The 22,628-nt window shown below is 71.4% G+C and carries 16 protein-coding genes; 7 read left to right on the top strand and 9 right to left on the bottom strand.

What is annotated here, in order from left to right; translation table 11 throughout:
• Nucleotides 1–30: 30 nt before the first annotated feature.
• Complete coding sequence (ileS, locus tag ACSUPT_RS06670) at nucleotides 31–3,168, bottom strand: isoleucine--tRNA ligase (RefSeq protein WP_351965626.1); 3,138 nt, start codon at nucleotides 3,166–3,168, stop codon at nucleotides 31–33.
• Nucleotides 3,169–3,725: 557 nt separating this feature from the next.
• Here ileS and ACSUPT_RS06665 point away from each other — a divergent pair.
• From ACSUPT_RS06665 to ACSUPT_RS06645, 5 genes are all read left to right on the top strand, one after another.
• Complete coding sequence (locus ACSUPT_RS06665; protein WP_436943681.1) at nucleotides 3,726–5,153, top strand: TraR/DksA family transcriptional regulator; 1,428 nt, start codon at nucleotides 3,726–3,728, stop codon at nucleotides 5,151–5,153.
• A gap of 57 nt (nucleotides 5,154–5,210) precedes the next feature.
• Nucleotides 5,211–5,771 (top strand): signal peptidase II, encoded by a 561-nt coding sequence (gene lspA, locus ACSUPT_RS06660; RefSeq protein ID WP_351965628.1) that lies wholly within the window; start codon nucleotides 5,211–5,213, stop codon nucleotides 5,769–5,771.
• Between the two features lie 154 nt (nucleotides 5,772–5,925).
• Nucleotides 5,926–6,867 carry an RluA family pseudouridine synthase gene (locus ACSUPT_RS06655; protein ID WP_351965629.1) on the top strand — a complete coding sequence of 314 codons (942 nt, stop codon included), beginning with the start codon at nucleotides 5,926–5,928 and terminating at the stop codon, nucleotides 6,865–6,867.
• Nucleotides 6,864–7,331 (top strand): GNAT family N-acetyltransferase, encoded by a 468-nt coding sequence (locus ACSUPT_RS06650; RefSeq protein ID WP_351965630.1) that lies wholly within the window; start codon nucleotides 6,864–6,866, stop codon nucleotides 7,329–7,331. The genes ACSUPT_RS06655 and ACSUPT_RS06650 overlap by 4 nt, the downstream gene beginning before the upstream one ends.
• 69 nt (nucleotides 7,332–7,400) lie before the next feature.
• Nucleotides 7,401–8,987: a Na+/H+ antiporter gene (locus tag ACSUPT_RS06645; RefSeq protein WP_365726838.1), complete on the top strand. Its 1,587-nt coding sequence runs from the start codon at nucleotides 7,401–7,403 to the stop codon at nucleotides 8,985–8,987.
• A 35-nt stretch (nucleotides 8,988–9,022) separates the two neighbouring features.
• On the opposite strand, the gene ACSUPT_RS06640 is transcribed toward ACSUPT_RS06645, so the two are convergent.
• A complete protein-coding gene (locus ACSUPT_RS06640; RefSeq protein WP_361657532.1) occupies nucleotides 9,023–10,249 on the bottom strand; it encodes a mechanosensitive ion channel family protein in 1,227 nt (408 codons plus the stop codon).
• Nucleotides 10,250–10,286: 37 nt separating this feature from the next.
• Here ACSUPT_RS06640 and ACSUPT_RS06635 point away from each other — a divergent pair, with 37 nt between their 5' ends.
• Nucleotides 10,287–10,856, top strand: a complete 570-nt coding sequence (locus ACSUPT_RS06635) for a dienelactone hydrolase family protein (RefSeq protein ID WP_351965633.1) — start codon at nucleotides 10,287–10,289, stop codon at nucleotides 10,854–10,856.
• Nucleotides 10,857–11,072: 216 nt separating this feature from the next.
• Here the strand turns inward: ACSUPT_RS06635 and ACSUPT_RS06630 are convergent, their stop codons facing one another.
• From ACSUPT_RS06630 to ACSUPT_RS06600, 7 genes are all read right to left on the bottom strand, one after another.
• Nucleotides 11,073–12,080, bottom strand: coding sequence for a zinc metalloprotease (locus ACSUPT_RS06630; RefSeq protein ID WP_351965634.1), 1,008 nt, complete (start codon nucleotides 12,078–12,080; stop codon nucleotides 11,073–11,075).
• A gap of 299 nt (nucleotides 12,081–12,379) precedes the next feature.
• Nucleotides 12,380–14,041, bottom strand: coding sequence for an alkaline phosphatase D family protein (locus ACSUPT_RS06625; protein WP_351965635.1), 1,662 nt, complete (start codon nucleotides 14,039–14,041; stop codon nucleotides 12,380–12,382).
• Between the two features lie 141 nt (nucleotides 14,042–14,182).
• Nucleotides 14,183–14,761 (bottom strand): hypothetical protein, encoded by a 579-nt coding sequence (locus ACSUPT_RS06620; protein WP_436943677.1) that lies wholly within the window; start codon nucleotides 14,759–14,761, stop codon nucleotides 14,183–14,185.
• Between the two features lie 282 nt (nucleotides 14,762–15,043).
• Entirely contained in the window at nucleotides 15,044–15,211 is a 168-nt protein-coding gene (locus ACSUPT_RS06615; RefSeq protein ID WP_404142377.1) for a hypothetical protein, read from the bottom strand.
• Between the two features lie 399 nt (nucleotides 15,212–15,610).
• On the bottom strand, nucleotides 15,611–16,450 hold the full coding sequence (locus ACSUPT_RS06610) for a DsbA family protein (protein ID WP_351965637.1): 840 nt from the start codon (nucleotides 16,448–16,450) through the stop codon (nucleotides 15,611–15,613).
• A gap of 68 nt (nucleotides 16,451–16,518) precedes the next feature.
• Nucleotides 16,519–17,196 carry a hypothetical protein gene (locus tag ACSUPT_RS06605; protein WP_361657543.1) on the bottom strand — a complete coding sequence of 226 codons (678 nt, stop codon included), beginning with the start codon at nucleotides 17,194–17,196 and terminating at the stop codon, nucleotides 16,519–16,521.
• Nucleotides 17,197–17,270: 74 nt separating this feature from the next.
• The gene (locus ACSUPT_RS06600; protein WP_436943675.1) at nucleotides 17,271–18,602 is read right to left on the bottom strand and encodes a DUF2252 domain-containing protein; all 1,332 of its coding nucleotides are present in this window, start codon (nucleotides 18,600–18,602) and stop codon (nucleotides 17,271–17,273) included.
• Nucleotides 18,603–18,978: 376 nt separating this feature from the next.
• On the opposite strand from ACSUPT_RS06600, the gene dnaE reads away from it, so the two are divergent.
• The gene (dnaE, locus tag ACSUPT_RS06595; protein WP_436943673.1) at nucleotides 18,979–22,518 is read left to right on the top strand and encodes a DNA polymerase III subunit alpha; all 3,540 of its coding nucleotides are present in this window, start codon (nucleotides 18,979–18,981) and stop codon (nucleotides 22,516–22,518) included.
• Nucleotides 22,519–22,628 lie beyond the last annotated feature (110 nt).

Here is a 22,628-nt window from a genome sequence, read left to right as displayed (position 1 = left end):
CCGGGCGGGGGGCTCGCGCCGGGCGGGGGCTTACGCCTTGCGGAGGCGGAAGGTCAGGGACAGCGCCTCGTCGGTGAACGGCTCGCCGTACGACTCGTCGCCCTCGCCCTGCGCGAAGTCCGTGGCGAGGACCTCCTCCGCGATGAGCGCCGAGTGCTCCGCCAGCGCGGAGGCGACCTCCTCGTCCGTCGACGACCAGCGCAGCGCGATCCGGTCCGCGACGTCGAGGCCGCTGTTCTTCCGCGCCTCCTGGATCAGCCGGATCGCGTCGCGCGCCAGGCCGGCGAGCCGCAGCTCCGGGGTGATCTCCAGGTCGAGCGCCACGGTCGCACCCGCGTCGGAGGCCACGGACCAGCCCTCGCGCGGGGTCTCCGTGATGATGACCTCCTCCGGAGTGAGCGTGATGGTCTCGCCGTTGACCTCAAGCGTCGCCTCGCCGGAGCGCAGCGCCAGCGACAGCGCGGCGGCGTCGGCGGCCGCGATGGCCTTGGCGACGTCCTGGACGCCCTTGCCGAAGCGCTTGCCGAGCGCCCGGAAGTTCGCCTTCGCCGTCGTGTCGACCAGCGAGCCGCCGACCTCGGACAGGGACGCCAGCGACGAGACGTTCAGCTCCTCGGTGATCTGCGCGCGCAGCTCCGGCGAGAGCGCCTCGAAGCCGGCCGCGGCGACCAGCGCCCGTGACAGCGGCTGGCGGGTCTTCACCCCGGACTCGGCGCGCGTGGCGCGGCCCAGCTCGACCAGCCGGCGCACCAGCGCCATCTGCTGCGACAGCGCCGGGTCGATCGCCGACAGGTCCGCCTCGGGCCACGTCGACAGGTGCACCGACTCGGGCGCGCCCGGCGTCACCGGCACGACCAGGTCCTGCCAGACGCGCTCGGTGATGAACGGCGTCAGCGGGGCCATGAGCCGCGTGACGGTCTCCACGACCTCGTGGAGGGTGCGCAGCGCGGCCTTGTCGCCCTGCCAGAAGCGGCGCCGGGAGCGGCGCACGTACCAGTTCGACAGGTCGTCGACGAACGCGGACAGCAGCTTGCCGGCGCGCTGGGTGTCGTAGGCCTCCAGCGCCTGCGTCACCTGGTCGGTCAGCGCGTGCAGCTCGCTGAGCAGCCAGCGGTCGAGGACCGTGCGCTCGGCCGGGGCCGGGTCGGCGTCGGTGGGCGCCCAGCCCGCGGTGCGGGCGTACAGCGCCTGGAAGGCGACCGTGTTCCAGTACGTGAGGAGCGTCTTGCGGACGACCTCCTGGATCGTGCCGTGGCCGACGCGGCGGGCCGCCCACGGGGAGCCGCCGGCCGCCATGAACCAGCGGACGGCGTCGGCGCCGTGCTGGTCCATCAGCGGGATCGGCTGGAGGATGTTGCCCAGGTGCTTGGACATCTTCCGGCCGTCCTCGGCGAGGATGTGGCCGAGGCAGACGACGTTCTCGTACGACGACTTGTCGAAGACGAGCGTGCCGACCGCCATCAGCGTGTAGAACCAGCCGCGGGTCTGGTCGATGGCCTCCGAGATGAACTGCGCCGGGTAGCGCTTCTCGAACAGCTCCTTGTTCTTGTACGGGTAGCCCCACTGCGCGAACGGCATGGAACCAGAGTCGTACCAGGCGTCGATGACCTCCGGTACGCGCGTCGCCGTGAGCGAGCAGCCCTCGTGGGTGCAGCCGAACGTGACGTCGTCGATGTACGGCCGGTGCGGGTCGAGGCCCGACTGGTCGGTGCCGGTCAGCTCGGTCAGCTCGGCGCGGGAGCCGACGCAGGTGAGGTGGCCCTCCTCGCAGCGCCAGATCGGCAGCGGCGTGCCCCAGTAGCGGTTGCGGGAGAGCGCCCAGTCGATGTTGTTGTTCAGCCAGTCGCCGAAGCGGCCGTGCTTGACGGAGCCGGGGAACCAGTTGGTCGCCTCGTTCTCGGCGAGCAGGCGGTCCTTGACGGCGGTGGTGCGGATGTACCAGGACGGCTGCGCGTAGTACAGCAGGGCCGTGTGGCAGCGCCAGCAGTGCGGGTAGCTGTGCTCGTACGCGATGTGCTTGAACAGCAGGCCGCGGGCTTCCAGGTCGGCGGTGAGCGCCTCGTCGGCCTTCTTGAAGAACACGCCGCCGACGAGCGGGACGTCCTCCTCGAAGGTGCCGTCGGGGCGGACCGGGTTCACGACCGGCAGGCCGTAGGAGCGGCACACCTTGAGGTCGTCCTCACCGAAGGCGGGCGCCTGGTGGACCAGGCCCGTGCCGTCCTCGGTGGTGACGTAGTCGGCGTTGACCACGAAGTGGGCGGCCTCGGGGAACTCCACCAGCTCGAAGGGGCGCCGGTAGGTCCAGCGCTCCATCTCGGCGCCGGTGAAGGTCTGCCCCGTGGCCTCCCAGCCCTCGCCGAGGGCCTTCTCCAGCAGCGGCTCGGCGACGACGAGCTTCTCGTCGCCGTTCGTGGCGACGACGTACGTCACCTCGGGGTGCGCGGCGACCGCCGTGTTGGACACGAGCGTCCAGGGGGTCGTCGTCCACACCACCAGCGACGCCTCGCCGGCGAGCGGGCCCGAGGTCAGCGGGAAGCGGACGTACACCGACGGGTCGACGACCGTCTCGTAGCCCTGTGCCAGCTCGTGGTCGGACAGGCCCGTGCCGCAGCGGGGGCACCAGGGGGCGACGCGGTGGTCCTGGACCAGCAGGCCCTTGTTGAAGATCTCCTTCAGCGACCACCAGACCGACTCGATGTACTCGGGGTCCATGGTCACGTACGCCTCGTCGAGGTCGACCCAGTACCCCATGCGGGTCGTCAGCTCGGCGAAGGCGTCGGTGTGGCGGAGCACCGACTCGCGGCACTTGGCGTTGAACTCGGCGATGCCGTACGCCTCGATGTCCTTCTTGCCGGAGAAGCCGAGCTCCTTCTCGACGGCCAGCTCGACGGGCAGGCCGTGGCAGTCCCAGCCGGCCTTGCGGGCCACGTGGTAGCCGCGCATGGTCCGGAAGCGGGGGAACACGTCCTTGAAGACGCGGGCCTCGATGTGGTGGGCGCCCGGCATGCCGTTGGCCGTGGGCGGGCCCTCGTAGAAGACCCACTCGGGGCGGCCCTCTGATTGTTCGAGGCTCTTGGCGAAGACCTTGTTCTCGCGCCAGAAATCGAGCACGGCGTGCTCGAGCGCGGGCAGGTCGACCTGGGCGGGTACCTGGCGGTACTGCGACATCGGCTCCTCCGGCGGACAGGTTCGTCGTTCCGTCGGAGGGACGAGAGCGCGTGCTCCCGCGGTACCACCCTCCTTGGCGCCGGGCACGTCTGGCCCGGGGCCCCCTCATTCGGGTCGCGAAGCCGGTTCTACTGACCTTGCGCCGGCGGGCTGGGCCCACGGTCCAAGGCGTTCTTCCGGCAGCTCCGGGGTGATGCTTCACATCGGGCTCGCCCCCGGGCTCTCACCGTCCCCGGGTCGCTCATGGCTGCGTGCGACGCTACTGGTCCCCATCCACGCCTTTCGCTTCCTCACAGTGTACGGGCCTGCGCCGACACGGCCGACACGTTTTCCGGGCGCCGGACCCGCGCCGACTGGGCCGAATGGCCCTGGGGCGCGTGTGCGCCGCGGGGACGGAGCGGCGGGGCCGGTGGCCGGGCGGTGCGGCGGGCGGGCTCGCCTGGTCGGGTACCGGGTGTCCGGTACGGGCGGCGTGCCCCGTTGCCGAGGGGCTGGAGTCGATTTATCGTCCCAGCACGATTCGCGAGCAAGATCACAATATGTGAAGGGGCCGCGGCATGGTGGCGAAGAAGACCGCCGTCGACGAGACGGCGTCCCGGCAGGAGCGGTCCCCCCGCGAGACGGCCACCACCGAGGCGACGGCGGGGGAGCGGTCCCGTACGGCCTCCGCGAAGAAGGCCCCGGCCCGGAACCCCGTGGTGGGTGGGCCTGCCGGGGAGGGCGCCGGGCCCGGCCCGGGGAAGGTCTCCGTACGGAAGGCGGCCTCGAAGACGTCCGCCAAGAAGGCGCCCGCCAAGAAGGCCGCAGCGGCGAAGAAGGCGCCCGCCGGCAAGGCCGCTGCCGAGCCGCGTGAGGAGCCGCAGCTCGCGGAACCGGGGCCCAAGGAGCTGGCGGCGGAAGAGGCGACGCCCGCCGGCGAGGCGACCGCGAAGAAGACCGCGGCGAAGAAGGCCCCCGCGAAGAAGACCGCAGCCGGGCCTGCGGCGAAGAAGACCGCAGCCAAGAAGACCGCAGCGAAGAAGACGGCCGCGAAGAAGACGGCCGCGAAGAAGACGGCCGCGAAGAAGACGGCCGCCAAGAAGACGGCCGCGAAGAAGACCGCCTCTCAGGAGCCGTCGGCCGGGCAGCCGCCCGCCCAGGAGCCGTCGGCCGGTGAGGGCGCCGCCGGAAAGCCGGCCGGCCGGACGACTGCCGGGGCGGCGCCGGGCAAGAAGGGCAAGGCGGCGGCCGCGAAGGCCCGGGCCGCCGCCGAGCCGGGCCACGGGGCACCGGCAGCGGAGGAGTCGGCCGCCGGTGGGGCGTCCGGCGCGGCGGCGAGCGGCGGGCCGTCCGGCGACGTGCCCGGCGGGGCAGGCCCCCGGGGGGCCGCCGCCGGGAAAGTGCCGCCGGGGGTGTCCGGAGGCGCTCGGGCGGGTAAAGCGGCTGGGGCCGCTCGTACGGGTGGGAAGACGGCCGCCGCGGGTGCGGCCGACGGCGAACAGACAGGAGCCATGACGGTGGCAGCGAAGAAGACGGCGGACGTGACCACGGAGGCCGGTGCGGGCGGGGCGGCCGTGCCCACGGCCCGCGGGGTCGCCGAGGCGGCGCCCGAGGAGCTCGCCGTACGGCCGGGCGAGGAGCCGTGGACGCCCGAGGAGGTCGCGGAGGCCCGCGCCGAGCTGGAGGGCGAGGTGCGCCGTCTCCAGGAGGAGCTGGCCGCGTCCGAGGCGGCCCTCTCCGGGCTGATGCGGGACTCCGGTGAGGGCGCCGGGCACGACGAGGCCGACACGGGCACCAAGAACATCACGCGCGAGCACGAGATGGCCCTCGCCGCGAACGCCCGCGCGACCCTGGAGCAGACCGAGCACGCGCTGCAGCGGCTGGACGCGGGGACGTACGGGCTCTGCGAGGTCTGCGGCAAGCCCATCGGCAAGGCGCGCATGCAGGCGTTCCCCCGCGCCACGCTGTGCGTGGAGGACAAGCAGAAGCAGGAGCGGCGCGGCTGACCCGTACGTGTGTGCCGTACCCTCGTCACAGTCAGGTACCTAGGTTGAGGGACTCACGTGACAGAGGCGGAGCACGGCATCGGTACGCCGGACGTTGACGACGAGGCCGGGGCGCCCGCCGAGCGGCCCAGGGGCCGGCGCAGGGTCGTGGCGCTCCTGGCCGTCGCGATCGTCGCCTACCTGCTGGACCTCGGCAGCAAGATGCTGGTCGTGGCGAAGCTGGAGCACCACGACCCGATCGTGGTCATCGACGGCCTGCTGAAGTTCGAGGCCGTACGGAACCCTGGTGCCGCCTTCGGCATCGGCGAGGCGTTCACCGTCGTCTTCACCGTGATCGCGGCGGCCGTGATCGTCGTGATCATCCGGCTGGCGCGGAAGCTGTACAGCCTGCCGTGGGCCATCGCGCTGGGCCTGCTGCTCGGCGGCGCGCTCGGCAACCTCACGGACCGGATCTTCCGCGCGCCCGGCGTCTTCGAGGGCGCGGTGGTCGACTTCATCGCGCCGGCCCACTTCGCGGTGTTCAACCTCGCGGACTCGGCGATCGTCTGCGGCGGCTTCCTCATCGTGATCCTCTCCTTCAAGGGCCTGGACCCCGACGGGACCGTCCACAAGGACTGAGCCGGGCCCGACCGCGGGACCGAACCGCAATGGTCCGCGCGGCCCCGGTGTGGCCGCCCGCGGGGTCCCCCGCCGCCGCCCCCGGTGGCCGTGTGCCGGCGGAGTTGTCCACAGGCCCGACCGCGCGGGTCCGCCGACAAGGCATACTCGACGGGTGAGCACGATTCCCGAGATCCGTACGCTGCCCGTTCCCGACGGCCTGGAAGGCGAGCGCGTCGACGCCGCCATCGCCCGCATGTTCGGCTTCTCCCGCACCAAGGCGGCCGAGCTGGCCTCCGCAGGGAAGGTCCTGGTCGACGGCTCGGTGGTCGGCAAGTCCGAGCGGGTCACGGGCGGTGCCTGGCTCGAGGTCGAGATGCCCGGCGCGCCCGCCCCCGTGCAGATCGTCGCCGAGCCCGTCGAGGGCATGGAGATCGTCCATGACGACGACGACATCGTGGTCATCGTGAAGCCGGTCGGCGTCGCCGCCCACCCCAGCCCCGGCTGGACGGGCACGACCGTGATCGGCGGTCTCGCCGCCGCCGGGTACCGCATCTCCACCTCCGGCGCCGCCGAGCGCCAGGGCATCGTGCACCGCCTCGACGTGGGCACGTCCGGTCTGATGGTCGTCGCCAAGTCGGAGCGGGCCTACACGCTGCTGAAGGCCCAGTTCCGCGAGCGCGTCGTGGACAAGCGCTACCACGCGCTGGTGCAGGGCCACCCCGACCCGCTGAGCGGCACCATCGACGCCCCCATCGGCCGCCACCCGAACCACGACTACAAGTGGGCGGTCACCGCCGAGGGCAAGCCGTCCGTCACGCACTACGACCTCATAGAGGCCTACAGGGCCGCGTCCCTGCTGGACATCAAGCTGGAGACGGGCCGCACGCACCAGATCCGCGTGCACATGTCGGCCCACCGGCACCCGTGCGTGGGCGACCTCACCTACGGCGCCGACCCGACGCTCGCCAAGCGGCTGCGCCTCACCCGCCAGTGGCTGCACGCCGTGCGCCTCGGCTTCGAGCACCCGTCGGACGGCCGGTGGGTCGAGTTCGAGAGCGGCTACCCGGCCGACCTCCAGCACGCCCTGGACACCATCGCGGCGGAGAGCGCGTGAGCACCTACGAGATCCGCGAGGCGGTGGGCGACGAGGACCGGAAGGCCGCCTTCTCGGTCCGCCGGGAGGTCTTCGTCGTCGAGCAGGGCGTCCCCGAGGAGATCGAGTACGACGCGCTGGACGCGACCGCCGTGCACCTGCTGGCGGTCCGCGCCGCCGACGGCACCCCGCTCGGCACGGGCCGGCTGCTGTACGGGCCGGACGCCGCCGACCGCACGGGCGGCGAGGACGGCGTGGGCGCGCTCGGCCGGCTCGCCGTGACCCGTGCCGCACGCGGGCTCGGCGTGGGCGCCGCGCTCGTCCGGGCCATCGAGGAGGCGGCGCGGGCACGCGGCCTCAAGGCCGTCGACCTCCACGCCCAGACCCACGCGCTCGGCTTCTACGAGCGGCTCGGCTACGAGGCGTACGGCCCGGAGTTCCCCGACGCCGGAATACCCCACCGGGCGATGCGCCGCACCCTCTGACCGGGGCCCTCCCATGGCAGGGTGGAGGCCCTGACCTGGTGTTCCCGAGCGGGCGGAGGGCGACGCGCCGTGGACCAGCTGGCCCTGCTGCTCGCGCTGCTGCTCGGCGCCGTGCTGACCGTCCCGCTCGGTGACCGGCTCGGGCTGCCCGCGCCGGTCCTGATGACCCTCCTCGGGGTCGTCCTGGCGCTGCTGCCGTTCGTCCCGGACGTGGACATCCCGCCCGAGCTGATCCTGCCGCTCGTCCTGCCGCCGCTGCTGTACGCGACCGTGCAGCGCACCTCGTGGCGGCAGTTCACGGCGAACATCCGGCCGATCCTGCTGCTCGCGGTGGCGCTCGTGCTGGTCACGACGGCCGCCGTCGCCGCCGTCGCGCACACGGTCGTGCCCGGGCTGCCCATCGCCGCCGCCGTCGCGCTGGGCGCGCTGGTCGCCCCGCCCGACCCGGTCGCCGCCACCGCCGTCGCCGGGTCCGTGGGCCTGCCGCGCCGCCTCGTCTCCATCCTGGAGGGCGAGGGACTGTTCAACGACGTGACGGCCATCGTCGTCTACCACGTGGCGGTCGGCGCCGTCGTCGCCGGGACCTTCTCGTGGACGGGCGCCGGGGTGGAGCTGCTGCTGTCCGCCGTCGTGGCCCTCGCCACCGGACTGGTCCTCGGCAAGCTGGGCGGACGGCTGGCGGGCGCGCTGGACGACCCGACGCTGCGGACCGGGCTGACCCTGCTGCTGCCGTTCGCCGCGTACGCGCTCGCCGAGGAGCTGCACGGCTCGGGCGTCCTCGCCGTCCTGGTCACGGCGCTCGTGCTGGCCGGGCACACCCTGGACCCGGACGACGTGACGGGCCGGCTGGCGGGCCGCACCTTCTGGGAGATCGTCGACACGCTGGTCACCGGTGTCGCGTTCGGCCTCGTCGGTCTGGAGCTGAGCGCCGTGGTCCGGCTGGCCGAGGGGCGCGAGGCGCGGATGCTGGGCTGGGGCGCCCTCGTGGTCGTCACCGTCGTCGCCGTGCGGCTGCTGTGGCTGCTGCCCGCCACCTGGCTGGCGAAGCGGCTGCACCGGCCCGGCGTGTCGGCCGAGGAGATCCCGGTGAGCTGGCGGGAGGCCGTCGTCATGTGGTGGTCGGGCATGCGCGGGGTCGCGTCGGTCGCGCTGGCGCTGGCCATCCCGCTCACCACGGACGCCGGGGACGCCTTCCCCGGGCGGGACGAGATCCTGTTCGTGGCCTTCTGCGTGATCATGGCGACGCTGGTGGTGCAGGGCCTCACCCTGCCCTGGCTGGTCGGCCGGCTCGGCGTGCGCGCCGACAGCGACGCGGAACGGCGGCTGGAACGGGACCTCGCGCTGCGCGCCACCCTCGCCGCCAAACGGCGCCTCGCGGAGCTCCAGCGGGCCGAGGACCTGCCCGACGAGCTGGTGGACCGGCTGCGGCGGCTGGCGTTCGACATCGGGGCGCGGATCAGCCCCGACATGGTCGACGAGGAGCGGCGCGCGGCGTACGAGCGGCGGGCGCGGCGGCTGGAGACCGTCCACCGCCTCCAGAACGACATGCTGTCGGCGGCCCGGCGCGAGGTGCTGGCCGCCCGCACCGAACCGGGCGCCGACCCCGAGGTGGTCGACCGGGTGCTGCATCAGCTGGATGTGCGCAGCCTGCGCTGAGGCGGCGGGGCTGCGGCAGGGGCGCGGCCGGGCCCTCAGGCGGGCCGGCGCGGCGAGGCGCCGTGGGTGCCGGACCGGCGTGGCGTGCCGTCCAGGCGGGTGGGGCGGCCGTCGTCCCGTACGGGAGGAAGGGCGCCGTCCCGGTGGCCGGCCTCCTTCCGGTCGGCGGCCGGCTCCCGGTCGCGGCCCCGGTCGCGGGGCGCGTCCTCGTCGCGGGCCGCCTCCCGGTCGGGGGCGACCGTCGTGGCGACGCGGGGCAGGGCGTACGGGTGGTGCTCGTACAGCCAGGCGATCAGCTGCTCGCGCACCTCGCAGCGCAGGTTCCACACGTCGTCCGCGTTGCGCGCGGTGACCACGGCCCGGACGACCATGGTGCTCGGGGTCGTGTCCGTGACGACCAGCGACCAGGCGCGGCCGTCCCAGTCGGGGGACCGCTCCAGCAGCTCGCGCAGCCGCTCGCGCATCAGGCCGACGGGCGCGGCGTGGTCCAGGTGGAAGTAGACGGTGCCGGTGATCTGGGCGCCGCCGCGCGACCAGTTCTCGAACGGCTTGCTGGTGAAGTACGAGACGGGCATGGTCAGCCGGCGCTCGTCCCAGGTCCGTACGGTGAGGAAGGTCAGCGTGACCTCCTCGACCACGCCCCACTCGCCGTCCACGACCACGGTGTCGCCTATCCGCACCATGTCGCCGAACGCGATCTGGAAGCCGGCGAAGACATTGCTCAGCGTGGACTGGGCCGCCACGCCGGCGACGATGCCGATGATGCCCGCGGAGGCCAGCATCGACGTGCCGACGGCCCGGAAGTCGGGGAACGTCAGCAGCATCGCGGCGACCGCGACCACCCCCACCACGGCCGTGACGATCCGCATGATGAGCGTCACCTGCGTGCGGACGCGGCGCAACCGGTCGGGGTGCCGGGTCGTCGCGGCGTACCGCGCGTACGTCGCCTCGACGACCGCCGCCGCGATCCGCACCACCAGCCAGGCGCTCGCCCCGATCAGCACCAGGGTCAGGGCGCGGCCGATGCCCACCTCGTGGTCCTGGATGATCTCCCAGGCCGTCTCCCGGTAGGCGCCGCGCAGCAGCCCGGCCAGCATGACCATCTGCAGCGGTATCCGGCAGCGGCGCAGCAGCCCCCACAGGGGGGTCTCGGGATGGCGGCAGTCGGCGCGTCTGAGCGTCATGTCGGCCAGCCAGCCGACGAAGAGGGTCAGGGCGACCGACCCACCGAGGACGATCAACGGGCGCAGTGCGTTCTCCATGTCTCCGAACTCAGGGCGGTGATGACACGATGACCGGATGGAGATCATGCTTTTCCACTCGGCCTACGGACTCCGCCCGGCCGTGCACGCGGCCGCGGACCGGCTGCGTGCCGCCGGGCACCAGGTGCACGTGCCCGACCTGTACGAGGGGCAAACCGCCGGGAGTGCCGAGGAGGCCATGGCGCTCAGGGACCGGATCGGCTGGGAGGAGTCGGCCCGGCGGGCGGTGGCGGCAGCCGCGCCGCACTCGGACCGCGGGCTGGTGTACGCGGGGATCTCGCTGGGCGCCGCGCTGGCCCAGACGCTGGCCGTCGCCGACGAGAAGGCGCGCGGGCTGCTGTTGCTGCACGGCACGTACGAGGTGCCCGAGGGCGCGTCGGTGGACGGGCTCCCGGTGCAGCTGCACGTGGCCGACCCGGACCCGTTCGAGCCGGACGACTGGCTCAACACCTGGTATCTGGAGCTGGGGCGGGCCGGCGCGGAGATCGAGGTGCACCGCTACCGGGGCGCGGGGCACCTGTACACCGACCCGGAGCTGGACGACTACGACGCCGAGGCGGCCGAGCTGACCTGGGCGGCCTCGCTGGAGTTCCTCGCCGGGCTCTGAGGGGACGGGCCCTCATGTGCCGGACCGGGGCGCTCATGTGCCGGGCCGGGGCGCCTTCGTGGAGCGGTGTCGCCCGCCATCGTGGAGCGGTGTGCACCCGCCCCGTGGAGCGGGCGCGGGGCAGACGCGCAGGGGCACGGTGTCGCCTTCCGGCCACACCGTGCCCCTCGTCACATCCGGTCCGCGCCGCCCTCACGGGCGGCGGCGGTCACGGGGTCAGGCCGCGCGGTACGCGGTCCAGTGGTCCTGCATCCGCTGCACCTGGCCCGCGGTGAACTGGTACATGCAGGAGTCGTACGTGTAGTCCATGAAGTTGTGGATCGGGTCCACACCGGCCAGGCGGGCGCAGGAGTCGCGGCCGGTCGGGCACTCGTACGCCGGGGACTTCTCGGCGGCGGTGTCGGCGACGTAGTCGCCCTGGCCGCTGCAGCCGCCCTGGAAGGTGTGGTACAGGCCCATCCAGTGGCCGACCTCGTGGGTGCCGGTGTCGCCCTGGTTGTAGTTGGCGGCCGAGCCGCCGGGCAGCGACGCGTCGAGGACGACGACGCCGTCCATGGACGGGTTGGACTTGTAGGAGGACGGGAAGGTCGCCCAGCCGAGCAGGCCGCCGCTGAGGTTCGCGGTGTAGAAGTTCAGCGCGTTCGCGCCGCCCTGACGGAGAGTGGTCTTCATGGCCTTCTCCTCGGCGGAGCCGGAGGAGAGGTTGTACCAGGCGGCGTTGTCCGTGTAGGTGGTGCCGGCCAGCGTGAACTGGAAGCCGGAGGCGGTGTTGCCGGTGCCCTGGCCGCCGAAGGCGGAGTTCAGGACGTTCATCTGGTTGTTGATGTCCGTGGCGGACAGCTTGCCCTTGGTGCCGTCGTGGATGACGTGGAAGTACACCGGGATGGTGACCGAGACGGCGGCGGCGTCGAAGCGGCCGCTGTCCAGGCCCTTGGCCTTGGCGGCCTTCAGCTTCTTCTGGAGGTCGGCCTCCATGGCCTGCGCCTTGGCGGCGGAGACCTCGTTGGGCTCGTGCTCGTGGATGCCGCCCGACGGGCGCGACTCACGCGCGTGGGCGCTCGCGCCCGTCTCCTCGACGCACTCCTCGCCGGCGGCGGCCAGCGGCGCGGTGGCGGCGACACCCGTCGGGGCGGAGAACGGGAACAGCGCCAGCGTTCCGGCCAGCATCGCCGTGCCGAGCACGCGGCGGTGCGTTCTCGGAGATATACGGACAAGAGCACGCATTCGTGACTCCTCGCGGGGGGCTGTGGGGAGGGCCTTCCTCGCCACCGCCGGGGAGATTACGTGGCCATGTCAGAAGTCGAGGAGAAGTGTTCCGGCCCAATCAATCCTTGAGGAGATGGAGGCGGGCGGGCGAAATCCTTCGGTCCGTCCCGGTGGTTGAGACTCGAACGTAACGAAGGGGCCGACGCGAGCGGGCGGTGTGTCCGGATTCGATCTACGAAACACACCGCCCGCCACACGCCTGTGATCTTCAGTTAACAGAACCAGGTTGGCTGAAAATCGCCCTTGCGGTCATCTCATCACACCGGCGTGTACACCCGCTCGACCTTCTGCGTTCCACTCAGCGTCCGGTACGAGCGCGTCCACTTGGCCGACGCGTTCGGGTTCGTACGGTCGGAGAGCACGAAATAGTCCATCTGGGAGCGCTCGGGCGTCACGTCCAGCACGCCGTACCCGTGGTGGTCCATGTCGATCCAGTGCACGTGCCGGTTGGCCGCCTTCAGCGCGGCGGCGGCGACCACGGAGGCGGTGTTGGCCGGCACCTTGAGGATGTCGTCGAGGTTGTCCGAGGTCACCGACGTGACGACGAACTCGGTCGCGGCGGACGGCGACTTGGGGTACGTGGCGGCCGTGACCGGTACGTCGTTGGCCCACGCCATGTGGATGTCGCCGGTGAGGAAGACGGTGTTGCGGACGCCCCGGTCCTGGAGGTGGGCGAGCAGCTCGCGCCGGTCGTCCGTGTAGCCGTCCCACTGGTCCACGTTGATGGCGAGCCCGCCCGTCGGCAGGCCCAGCAATTCGGCCACCGGCTTCAGCAGGTGCGCGGGGAGGGAGCCGAAGGCGACCGGCGAGATCATCACGGACGTGCCGACCAGCCGCCAGGTCGCGTCCGAGGACGCCAGTCCTGCCTTCAGCCAGTCGAGCTGGGCGCGGCCGGCGATCGTGCGCTCGGGGTCGTCGACCGCGCCGCTGCCGGTCGACGCCTGCTGGGAGCGGAACGAGCGCAGGTCCAGCAGGTGCAGGTCGGCCAGCCTGCCGTAGCGCAGCCTCCGGTAGACGGTGCCCTCGGTGGAGGTGCGCACGGGCATCCACTCGAAGTACGCGCGCTTCGCGGCCGCCATGCGCGCGGCCCAGTCGCCCTCGGCGCCGGGCGTGTGGTTGTCCGCGCCGCCCGACCACGTGTCGTCGGCGAACTCGTGGTCGTCCCAGATCGCGATCACCGGATGCGCGGCGTGCAGCGCCTGGAGGTGGGCGTCCGACTTGTACGTGGCGTGGCGCAGGCGGTAGTCGGCGAGGGTGACGATCTCGTGGCGCGGCTCGTGCGGGCGCAGTACGCGGTCGGTCTTCGGGTACGCGCCGGTGCCGTACTCGTATATGTAGTCGCCGAGGTGGAGGACGGCGTCCAGGTCGGTGCGGGCGGCGAGGTGGCCGTACGCCGAGAAGTGGCCGGCCTCCCAGTTGGCGCAGGACACGACGCCGAACCGGATGCCCGGCGTCGCGTCGTCGTACGCGGGCGTCGTGCGCGTCCGGCCGGTCGGCGAGACGCCCTCGGCGCCGGGCGCCCCGGCGGTGAACCGGAACCAGTAGGACGTCGCCGGCCGCAGCCCGCGGACGTCCACCTTGACGGTGTGGTCGCTCCCGGCGCTCGCGGTGACCGCGCCGCGCGCGACGGTCCGGGTGAAGGCTCTGTCCTCGGCGACCTCCCATCTCACCTCCGTGTCGGCGCCCTTGCCGGAGCCGGGGAGCGCGTCGGGGGAGGGGGTGACACGGGTCCACAGCAGGACCCCGTCGGGGAGCGGGTCACCGGAGGCGACGCCGTGGAGGAAGGCGGGGGACTGGACGGCCGCGACGGCGGCGGCCGCACCCGAGACGAGCGCGGTCCCGGCGACGGCGGAGACGGCGGCGGCCTTGACGACGGTGCGCCGGGTGGGGGCGGTGTGAGTGAGGTTTCGACTGGTCACGGCGGAGCAGACTACCTGTCACATTACTTACTGGTAAGCGTCAAGTGCCGCTGTTTGGCGGGAAGTTGTCCACTCTTTCCGTCATTGAAACGGAACGGCCCACTCCACCCCCGAGGGGGCCGTTCGCGGTGCTGGCCGGTTTCACTCCGGCAACGCGTCCAGGACCCGCCCCCGCGAGAGACGCGGCAGCGATTCGGGGAAGCTCCGGGGCTCCCGGCACTCACCGGCCCGGTAGGCGTGCCGCGCCAGCTGGTAGGCGAAGTCCACGAGAATCTCCCGCAGTTCGTCGCCCTTGGCGCGGGTGGGGCCGACTGTGCTCGCGTCCACGATCAGATGGTTCGCCGGCAGCTCACTCCTGGGCGGCACGCACGGCACGTATACGGAGGCGTAGTCGGGTGCCAGTGACAGGGCGCGGATGTCTCCGGAGGAGACCTCGATGGCGCCTTCCTCGTCGCGCTTCGGGAGGTGGTACTCGTACCAGTTCTTCGGTTCGCCGTCGCCTGTCTGGGCGTCCGCGACAAGAATGGAATCACCGCTGGTCTGCACGGAGCAGCGAAACGTGAACCCGTGCATCCCCTGTTCCAGACGCCCACGCTCCTTCGCGGAACGCGCACTCGGCAGGGCGCGGGCCGCGAGGTCCCGATCCACCGCCCCCGCGCAAGGGCGCTCCGGCAGGCGGTCGACGCCCTTGGTGAAGATCTCCACATAACCGAAGGTCACCCCAGCGACTAGACTGAGGGCAATTACTGTCGTTCTCGTCCTCTTTTTGTATCGGCCGGTTTCCAAGAATTTCCCCCTCCGGCTCTGGTCAAGCACTGGGCCGCTTGTACAAGGTTCTGTCAAGCGCGCCGTCGCTTTGGCGCCTTCCGTTAACCGGTCTACGGCCATGCCGGAAACGCCCCCGAAGTAGCCACTCGCGATAGCCCCGATTACGGCGCCTGCCAAATCGTATGTGGGACTAGAGCAGCGGCTCGAGCGCTGATTCGGCATCCATGGCGGCCTTCACGCGGACAAGGCACTGTTTCCCACAGCTGCAAGGTCTTGCTGATTGACCTTCAGGTCTCCCGCAACGCCTCCCCCGGACGGCTGGGGCTCGAGCATGTTCAGGCGCATCTGTTCGGACCTGGCACGTGCTTCGGCTTTCAACTTTTCCCACTCGTCCCACGCCATGCAGTGGACTCCTTCCCCCCGTGTGAGTGGATGAGTTGGACCATTGTTATCCAACAGCAAGAAGGCATCACACGGCCGTGGCTGGAACGGCACCTACCAAGAGAGCTCGACGAAGGCTTGTTGCGGCGAGGGAGTCACGCTCGGGTCTGACACCGGCGGTCCGCCGTCGTGCCGATTCGGCGGCGCACGTGCAGTTTCGTGTGAGACCTGGCGTGGCACCTGCGCCGCAGCAAGGCCACGCACCAGTGCCAGATCTGGCGTCAAGAAGATGGCGTGCAGACAGCGAGTCGTCGGCTTCCAGCCACACGGAAAGGGACGGGGGCTGCCGGAAGCTCACGCACGCCGGCACAAAAGAAGGCCGCCCGCGCCGAGGGGCGGGGCGGCCGGGGGCGGGGGCGGTCAGCCCTTCAGGGCCTTCTCGATGGCCTGGGTGAACTCCGGGGCCGTCATCGGGGCGTTCTTGCCGCCCGCGTCCGTGACGAGCTTGCCGTCCATCTTCAGGGTCGGGGTGCCCTTGACGCCGCTCTTGTCGAACGTCTCCGACATCTTCAGCGCCCAGGCGTCGAAGGTGCCGTCCTCGACGTTCTTCTCGAACGCCGCGTTGTCCTTCAGCTCCGGGACCGAGTCGGCGATCTTCAGGATGTAGGAGTCCTTGGCGAGTTCGTCCTTGGACTCCTCCGGGTGGAACTTCGCCGAGTACATCGCGGCCTTGAACTTCATGAAGGCCTCCGGGCTGACGTCGAGCGCCGCGCCCAGGGCGGAGAGGGCGTTCTTGGACCCCTCGCCGAACGAGCCGACCTTGTTCTCGCTCATGGCGTCGCCGTCGAGGAAGGTCGCGCCCACGTACTGGATCTTGTACTTGCCCGCCTCGACGTCCTTCTCGATGAGCGGGCCGACCTGCTGCTCGAAGACCGCGCAGACCGGGCAGCGGGAGTCCTCGAAGACCTGGAGCGTCTTCTTCGCCGAGGGCTTGCCGATCACGACCGTGGTGCCGTTCTCGCCGGTCGTGTTCTTCGGCGCCTTCACGCTCTTGACGTCCTTCGCGGCCTCCCACGCGGACGGCTTGTTGGCCTGGACGACGGCGTAGCCGATGCCGCCCGCGAGGCCGAGCACGGCGACGATGGAGGCGGCGACGGTGATCTGCCGGCGCATCTTGTCCCGCTTGGCCTGGCGCTCGCGCTCCTCCCGCAGCCGTTCGCGGGCCGCCGCCTTGTTGGCCTTGCTGTTGCGTGCGCTCATGGTGGTGTGTTCTCCGTGTGTGGGGTGATCACCGCGCGGTGATCGGTGGTCGAAGGGGGCTGTGCTGCTCAGGCGGTCGCGAGCCCGGGCGGCGGTCCCCTCCGGCCGACGGAGTGCACCAGCAGGCGCGTCCTCGGAGCCGTACGGCGGCCGGTGGCCGCGCGCGGCACCGGCCGCGGCGCGAGCCCCCGCGCCGTCGCCACCGCCCACGCCACCAGCAGCGGGCGGAACGCCGACGAGCCGGCCGCCCGCAGCACCCGCGCCAGCGCCGCCTCGCCCCGCCGCAGCCAGGCGGCGGCGACCAGGCCGACCGTGATGTGCGCGGCGAGGAGCAGCCACGGCACCGCCGGGTCGCCGGAGTGCAGCACCGCGGCCGCCGCGCTCTCCGGCACGGCGACCCCTGGCAGGGGGGTACCCACGGCGTCACCGCACAGCACGTCCACGCCGACCGCCCGCAGCGAGCCGGCGACCGGGCCGCCCGACGGGCCGTAGCAGGTGTGCTGGCCGGCCGTGAACACCGTGTCCGCCGCCAGCTCCAGCGGGACCAGCAGACCGGCGATCGGCCAGAACCCCCGCTCCCGCCCTGCCAGCGCGTACGCCACGGCGAACACCGCGGCCGCGACCAGCAGGACCGCGGTCAGCGGCAGCGGCACCCGGGACAGCAGCACATGGGAGGCGACGGACAGCGTCACGACGAGTGCCGTGAAGATCGCCGCCCGTACCCCCCTCAGCTGGGTCCCGGTCATGTCGTCCATCGTCCGAGAGTGTGCCATGACAGGGCGTAAGCGGTCCCTAAAAGATGATGATCAGCGGAATGAGGTCAGCGGAGCCCCGGAATCCGGCCGTTGCGGAACAGGTCCACGAAGATCTGGTGGTCCGCCCGCGCCCGCGCCCCGTACGTGTGCGCGAAGTCCACCAGCATCCCGGTGAACCCCTCCTCGTCGGCGGCTATCGCCGCGTCGATGGCCCGCTCCGTGTTGAACGGGACCAGCGAGTGGCCGCTCTCGTCGTCCGCCGCCGCGTGCATCGTCGCCGTCGCCCGGCCCAGGTCCGCCACCGTCGCGGCCATCTCCTCCGGGTCGTCGATGTCCGACCAGTCCAGGTCCACCGCGTACGGCGAGACCTCCGCGACCAGCTGCCCCGCGCCGTCCAGCTCCGTCCACCCCAGCCACGGGTCGGCGTGCGCCTGCAGGGCCCGCTGCGAGATCACCGTCCGGTGCCCCTCGTGCCGGAAGTACCCCCGCACCGCCGGGTCCGTCACATGCCGGGAGACCGCCGGGACCTGCGCCTGCTTCATGTAGATCACCACGTCGTTCTCCAGGGCGTCGCTGTTGCCCTCCAGGAGGATGTTGTACGACGGGAGGCCGGCCGACCCGATGCCGATCCCGCGCCGCCCCACCACGTCCTTCACCCGGTACGAGTCCGGGCGGCCCAGGCTGGAGGGCGGCAGCGTCTCCAGGTACCCGTCGAACGCGGCCAGCACCTTGTACCGGGTCGCGGCGTCCAGGTCGATCGCGCCCCCGCCGGGGGAGAAGCGGCGCTCGTACTCCCGGATCTCCGTCATCGTGGCCAGCAGCCCGAACCGGGTCAGCGACCTGGCCTCCCGCAGCGCGCTCAGCAGCGCCCCCTCGGCCGTGTCCAGCGTGAACGGCGGCACCTCCTCGTCGCGGGCGCCGGCCGCCAGGGCGTGTATGCGCTCCCGGTACGCCGCCGCGCACAGCCGCACCAGCGTGGTGATCTGGTCGTCGCCGAGCGCCTTCGCGTACCCCAGCAGCGCCAGCGAGGCGACCAGGCGCTTGAGGTCCCAGGTGAAGGGGCCGACGTACGCCTCGTCGAAGTCGTTGACGTTGAACACCAGCCGGCCGTTGGCGTCCATGTACGTGCCGAAGTTCTCCGCGTGCAGGTCGCCGTGGACCCAGACCCGGCCGGTCCGCTCGTCCAGGTACGGACCGCCCTCCCGCAGCTCCCCTTCGAGGTCGGCGTAGAAGAGGCAGGCGGAGCCCCGGTAGAAGGCGAAGGCGGAGTGCGCCATCTTCCGGAACTTGACCCGGAACGCCGCCGGGTCGGCCGCGAGGAGCTCCCCGAAGGCGGTGTCGAACACGGAGAGGATCTGCTCGCCGCGCTCCTGGGCGGTGGGCTGCGGGACCGGCATCGCGGGGTGCCTCCTGACACGCGCACACCACAGCGTGGCGTGCATGACAAAACGGACGGGTGTTCCGACCGCTCCAACGCTCGGGCCCGCCCCCGAGTGCCCGCCCCCGCGAGGCGCCCGCCACGCCTTCGGGGCCCGGCGCCACGGCCGCCCGCCATGCCCATGGGCCCGCCCCCACGGCCGCCCGCCACGCATCCCGGGACCCGTCCGCCACACCCGCCCGCCGCGCCTCGGGGCCCGCCCGCCGCGCCACGCCGGGGCCCCTCGTACCCGGCCCGCCGCCCCCCGCGGCGGAGCCCGGTTGTCAGTGGGGGGCCGTAGACTTCCGAGTCGTCCCCGATCCCTTCCGACGCTCCCGACCCCGGAGGCCGCAATCGTGTCGAAGCCGCCGTTCACGCACCTCCACGTGCACACCCAGTACTCCCTGCTGGACGGTGCCGCGCGGCTGAAGGACATGTTCAACGCGTGCAACGAGATGGGCATGACGCACATCGCCATGTCCGACCACGGCAACCTGCACGGGGCGTACGACTTCTTCCACTCGGCCCGGAAGGCCGGGATCACGCCGATCATCGGCATCGAGGCGTATGTCGCGCCCGACTCGCGGCGCAACAAGCGCAAGGTCCTGTGGGGCCAGCCGCACCAGAAGCGCGACGACGTCTCCGGCTCCGGCGGTTACACCCACAAGACGATCTGGGCGTACAACAACACCGGACTGCACAACCTCTTCCGCCTCTCCTCCGACGCGTACGCCGAGGGCTGGCTGCAGAAGTGGCCGCGCATGGACAAGGAGACGATCTCGAAGTGGTCGGAGGGGCTCGTCGCCTCCACCGGCTGCCCGTCCGGCGAGGTGCAGACCCGGCTGCGGCTCGGCCAGTTCGACGAGGCCCTCAAGGCCGCCTCCGACTACCAGGACATCTTCGGCAAGGAGCGGTACTTCCTGGAGCTGATGGACCACGGCATCGAGATCGAGCGCCGGGTCCGCGACGGCCTGCTGGAGATCGGCAAGAAGCTCGGCATCCCGCCGCTGGTCACCAACGACTCGCACTACACCTACGCCCACGAGGCCGGCGCGCACGACGCGCTGCTGTGCATCCAGACCGGCAAGAACCTCTCCGACCCCGACCGCTTCAAGTTCGACGGCACGGGCTACTACCTGAAGTCGACCGAGGAGATGTACGCCATCGACTCCTCGGACGCCTGGCAGGAGGGGTGCGCCAACACCCGGCTGGTCGCCGACATGGTCGACCTGACCGGCATGTTCGAGAAGCGCGACCTCATGCCGAAGTTCGACATCCCCGAGGGCCACACGGAGGTCAGCTGGTTCCGCGAGGAAGTCCAGCGCGGCATGCACCGCCGCTTCCCGGGCGGCATCCCGGAGGACCGCCAGCGGCAGGTCGAGTACGAGATGGACGTCATCATTCAGATGGGGTTCCCGGGGTACTTCCTCGTCGTCGCCGACTTCATCATGTGGGCGAAGAACCAGGGCATCGCGGTCGGCCCCGGCCGGGGCTCCGCGGCCGGCTCGATCGTGGCGTACGCGCTGGGCATCACCGACCTCGACCCGATCCCGCACGGCCTGATCTTCGAGCGGTTCCTCAACCCCGAGCGCGTCTCCATGCCCGATGTCGACATCGACTTCGACGAGCGCAGGCGCGTCGAGGTGATCAGGTACGTCACGGAGAAGTACGGCGCCGACAAGGTCGCCATGATCGGCACGTACGGCACCATCAAGGCCAAGAACGCGATCAAGGACTCCGCGCGGGTGCTGGGCTACCCGTACGCGATGGGCGACCGGATCACCAAGGCCATGCCCGCCGACGTCCTCGGCAAGGGCATCCCGCTCTCCGGCATCACCGACCCCTCGCACCCCCGCTACAGCGAGGCGGGCGAGGTCCGCGCGATGTACGAGAACGAGCCGGACGTCAAGAAGGTCATCGACACCGCGCGCGGCGTGGAGGGCCTGGTCCGGCAGATGGGCGTGCACGCCGCCGGCGTGATCATGTCCAGCGAGACCATCACCGAGCACGTCCCCGTCTGGGTGAGGCACACCGACGGCGTCACCATCACCCAGTGGGACTACCCGAGCTGCGAGTCGCTCGGCCTGCTGAAGATGGACTTCCTCGGCCTGCGCAACCTCACGATCATGGACGACGCCGTCAAGATGGTGAAGGCGAACAAGGGGATCGACATCGATCTCCTGAGCCTCCCGCTCGACGACCCCACGACCTTCGAGCTGCTCCAGCGCGGCGACACGCTCGGCGTCTTCCAGTTCGACGGCGGGCCCATGCGGTCCCTGCTGCGGCTGATGAAGCCGGACAACTTCGAGGACATCTCCGCCGTCTCGGCCCTGTACCGGCCGGGCCCGATGGGCATGAACTCGCACACGAACTACGCGCTGCGCAAGAACGGCCAGCAGGAGATCACGCCGATCCACCCGGAGCTGGAGGAACCGCTCCGCGAGGTCCTGGACGTCACCTACGGCCTGATCGTCTACCAGGAGCAGGTCCAGAAGGCCGCCCAGATCATCGCCGGGTACTCGCTCGGCGAGGCCGACATCCTCCGCCGCGTCATGGGCAAGAAAAAGCCCGAGGAGCTGGCGAAGAACTTCACCATCTTCCAGGCCGGCGCCCGGAAGAACGGCTACAGCGACGAGGCCATCCAGGCGCTGTGGGACGTGCTGGTCCCCTTCGCCGGCTACGCCTTCAACAAGGCCCACTCCGCCGCGTACGGACTCGTCTCCTACTGGACGGCCTACCTCAAGGCCAACCACCCCGCCGAATACATGGCGGCCCTCCTCACCTCCGTCAAGGACGACAAGGACAAGTCGGCGGTCTACCTCAACGAGTGCCGCCGCATGGGCATCAAGGTCCTCCCGCCCAACGTCAACGAGTCCGAGGCGAACTTCGCGGCCCAGGGCGACGACGTCATCCTCTTCGGCCTCTCCGCCGTGCGGAACGTCGGCACCAACGTCGTCGAGTCGATCATCAAGTGCCGCAAGACGAAGGGGAAGTACTCCTCCTTCCCCGACTTCCTGGACAAGGTCGAGGTCGTCGTCTGCAACAAGCGCACCATCGAGTCGCTGATCAAGGCCGGCGCCTTCGACGAGATGGGCCACACCCGCAAGAGCCTCGTCGCCCACCACGAGTCGATGATCGACAACGTGGTCGCGGTGAAGCGCAAGGAGGCCGAGGGGCAGTTCGACCTCTTCGGCGGCATGGGCGAGGAGGGCGGCGACGAGCCCGGCTTCGGGCTCGACGTGGAGTTCTCCGACATCGAGTGGGAGAAGTCCTACCTGCTCGCCCAGGAGCGCGAGATGCTCGGCCTGTACGTCTCCGACCACCCGCTGTTCGGCATCGAGCACGTGCTGTCCGACAAGACCGACGCGGCGATCTCCCAGCTCACCGGCGGCGAGCACGCGGACGGCGCGGTCGTCACCATCGGCGGCATCATCTCCGGCCTCCAGCGGAAGATGACCAAGCAGGGCAACGCCTGGGCCATCGCCACGGTCGAGGACCTGGCCGGCTCCATCGAGTGCATGTTCTTCCCCGCCACCTACCAGCTGGTCTCCACCCAGCTGGTCGAGGACACGGTCGTCTTCGTCAAGGGCCGCCTCGACAAGCGCGAGGACGTGCCCCGGCTCGTCGCCATGGAGCTGATGGTCCCCGACCTGTCGTCGGCGGGCACCAACGCGCCGGTCGTCCTCACCATCCCCACGGTGAAGGTCACCCCGCCCATGGTCAGCCGCCTCGGAGAGATCCTCAGCCACCACAAGGGCAACACCGAGGTGCGGATCAAGCTCCAGGGCCCGCGCAAGACCACGGTCCTGCGCCTCGACCGGCACCGCGTCCAGCCGGACCCGGCGCTCTACGGCGACCTGAAGGTCCTCCTCGGCCCGTCCTGCCTGGCCGGCTGAGGCGCCCTCGCCCGGCGGGGCGGCGCGCATCGGCGCCGTCCCCCGCGGGCGCCCGCACGCGGAAGGGGCGCGCCCGTCGTCACGGGCGCGCCCCTTCCGTATGACCCGCG

This window comes from Streptomyces sp. SudanB25_2051 (assembly GCF_964272635.1).
GTDB lineage: Bacteria > Actinomycetota > Actinomycetes > Streptomycetales > Streptomycetaceae > Streptomyces.
The sequence above is the reverse complement of the archived record's forward strand: the minus strand, read 5'-3'. Positions and strand labels throughout refer to the sequence as shown.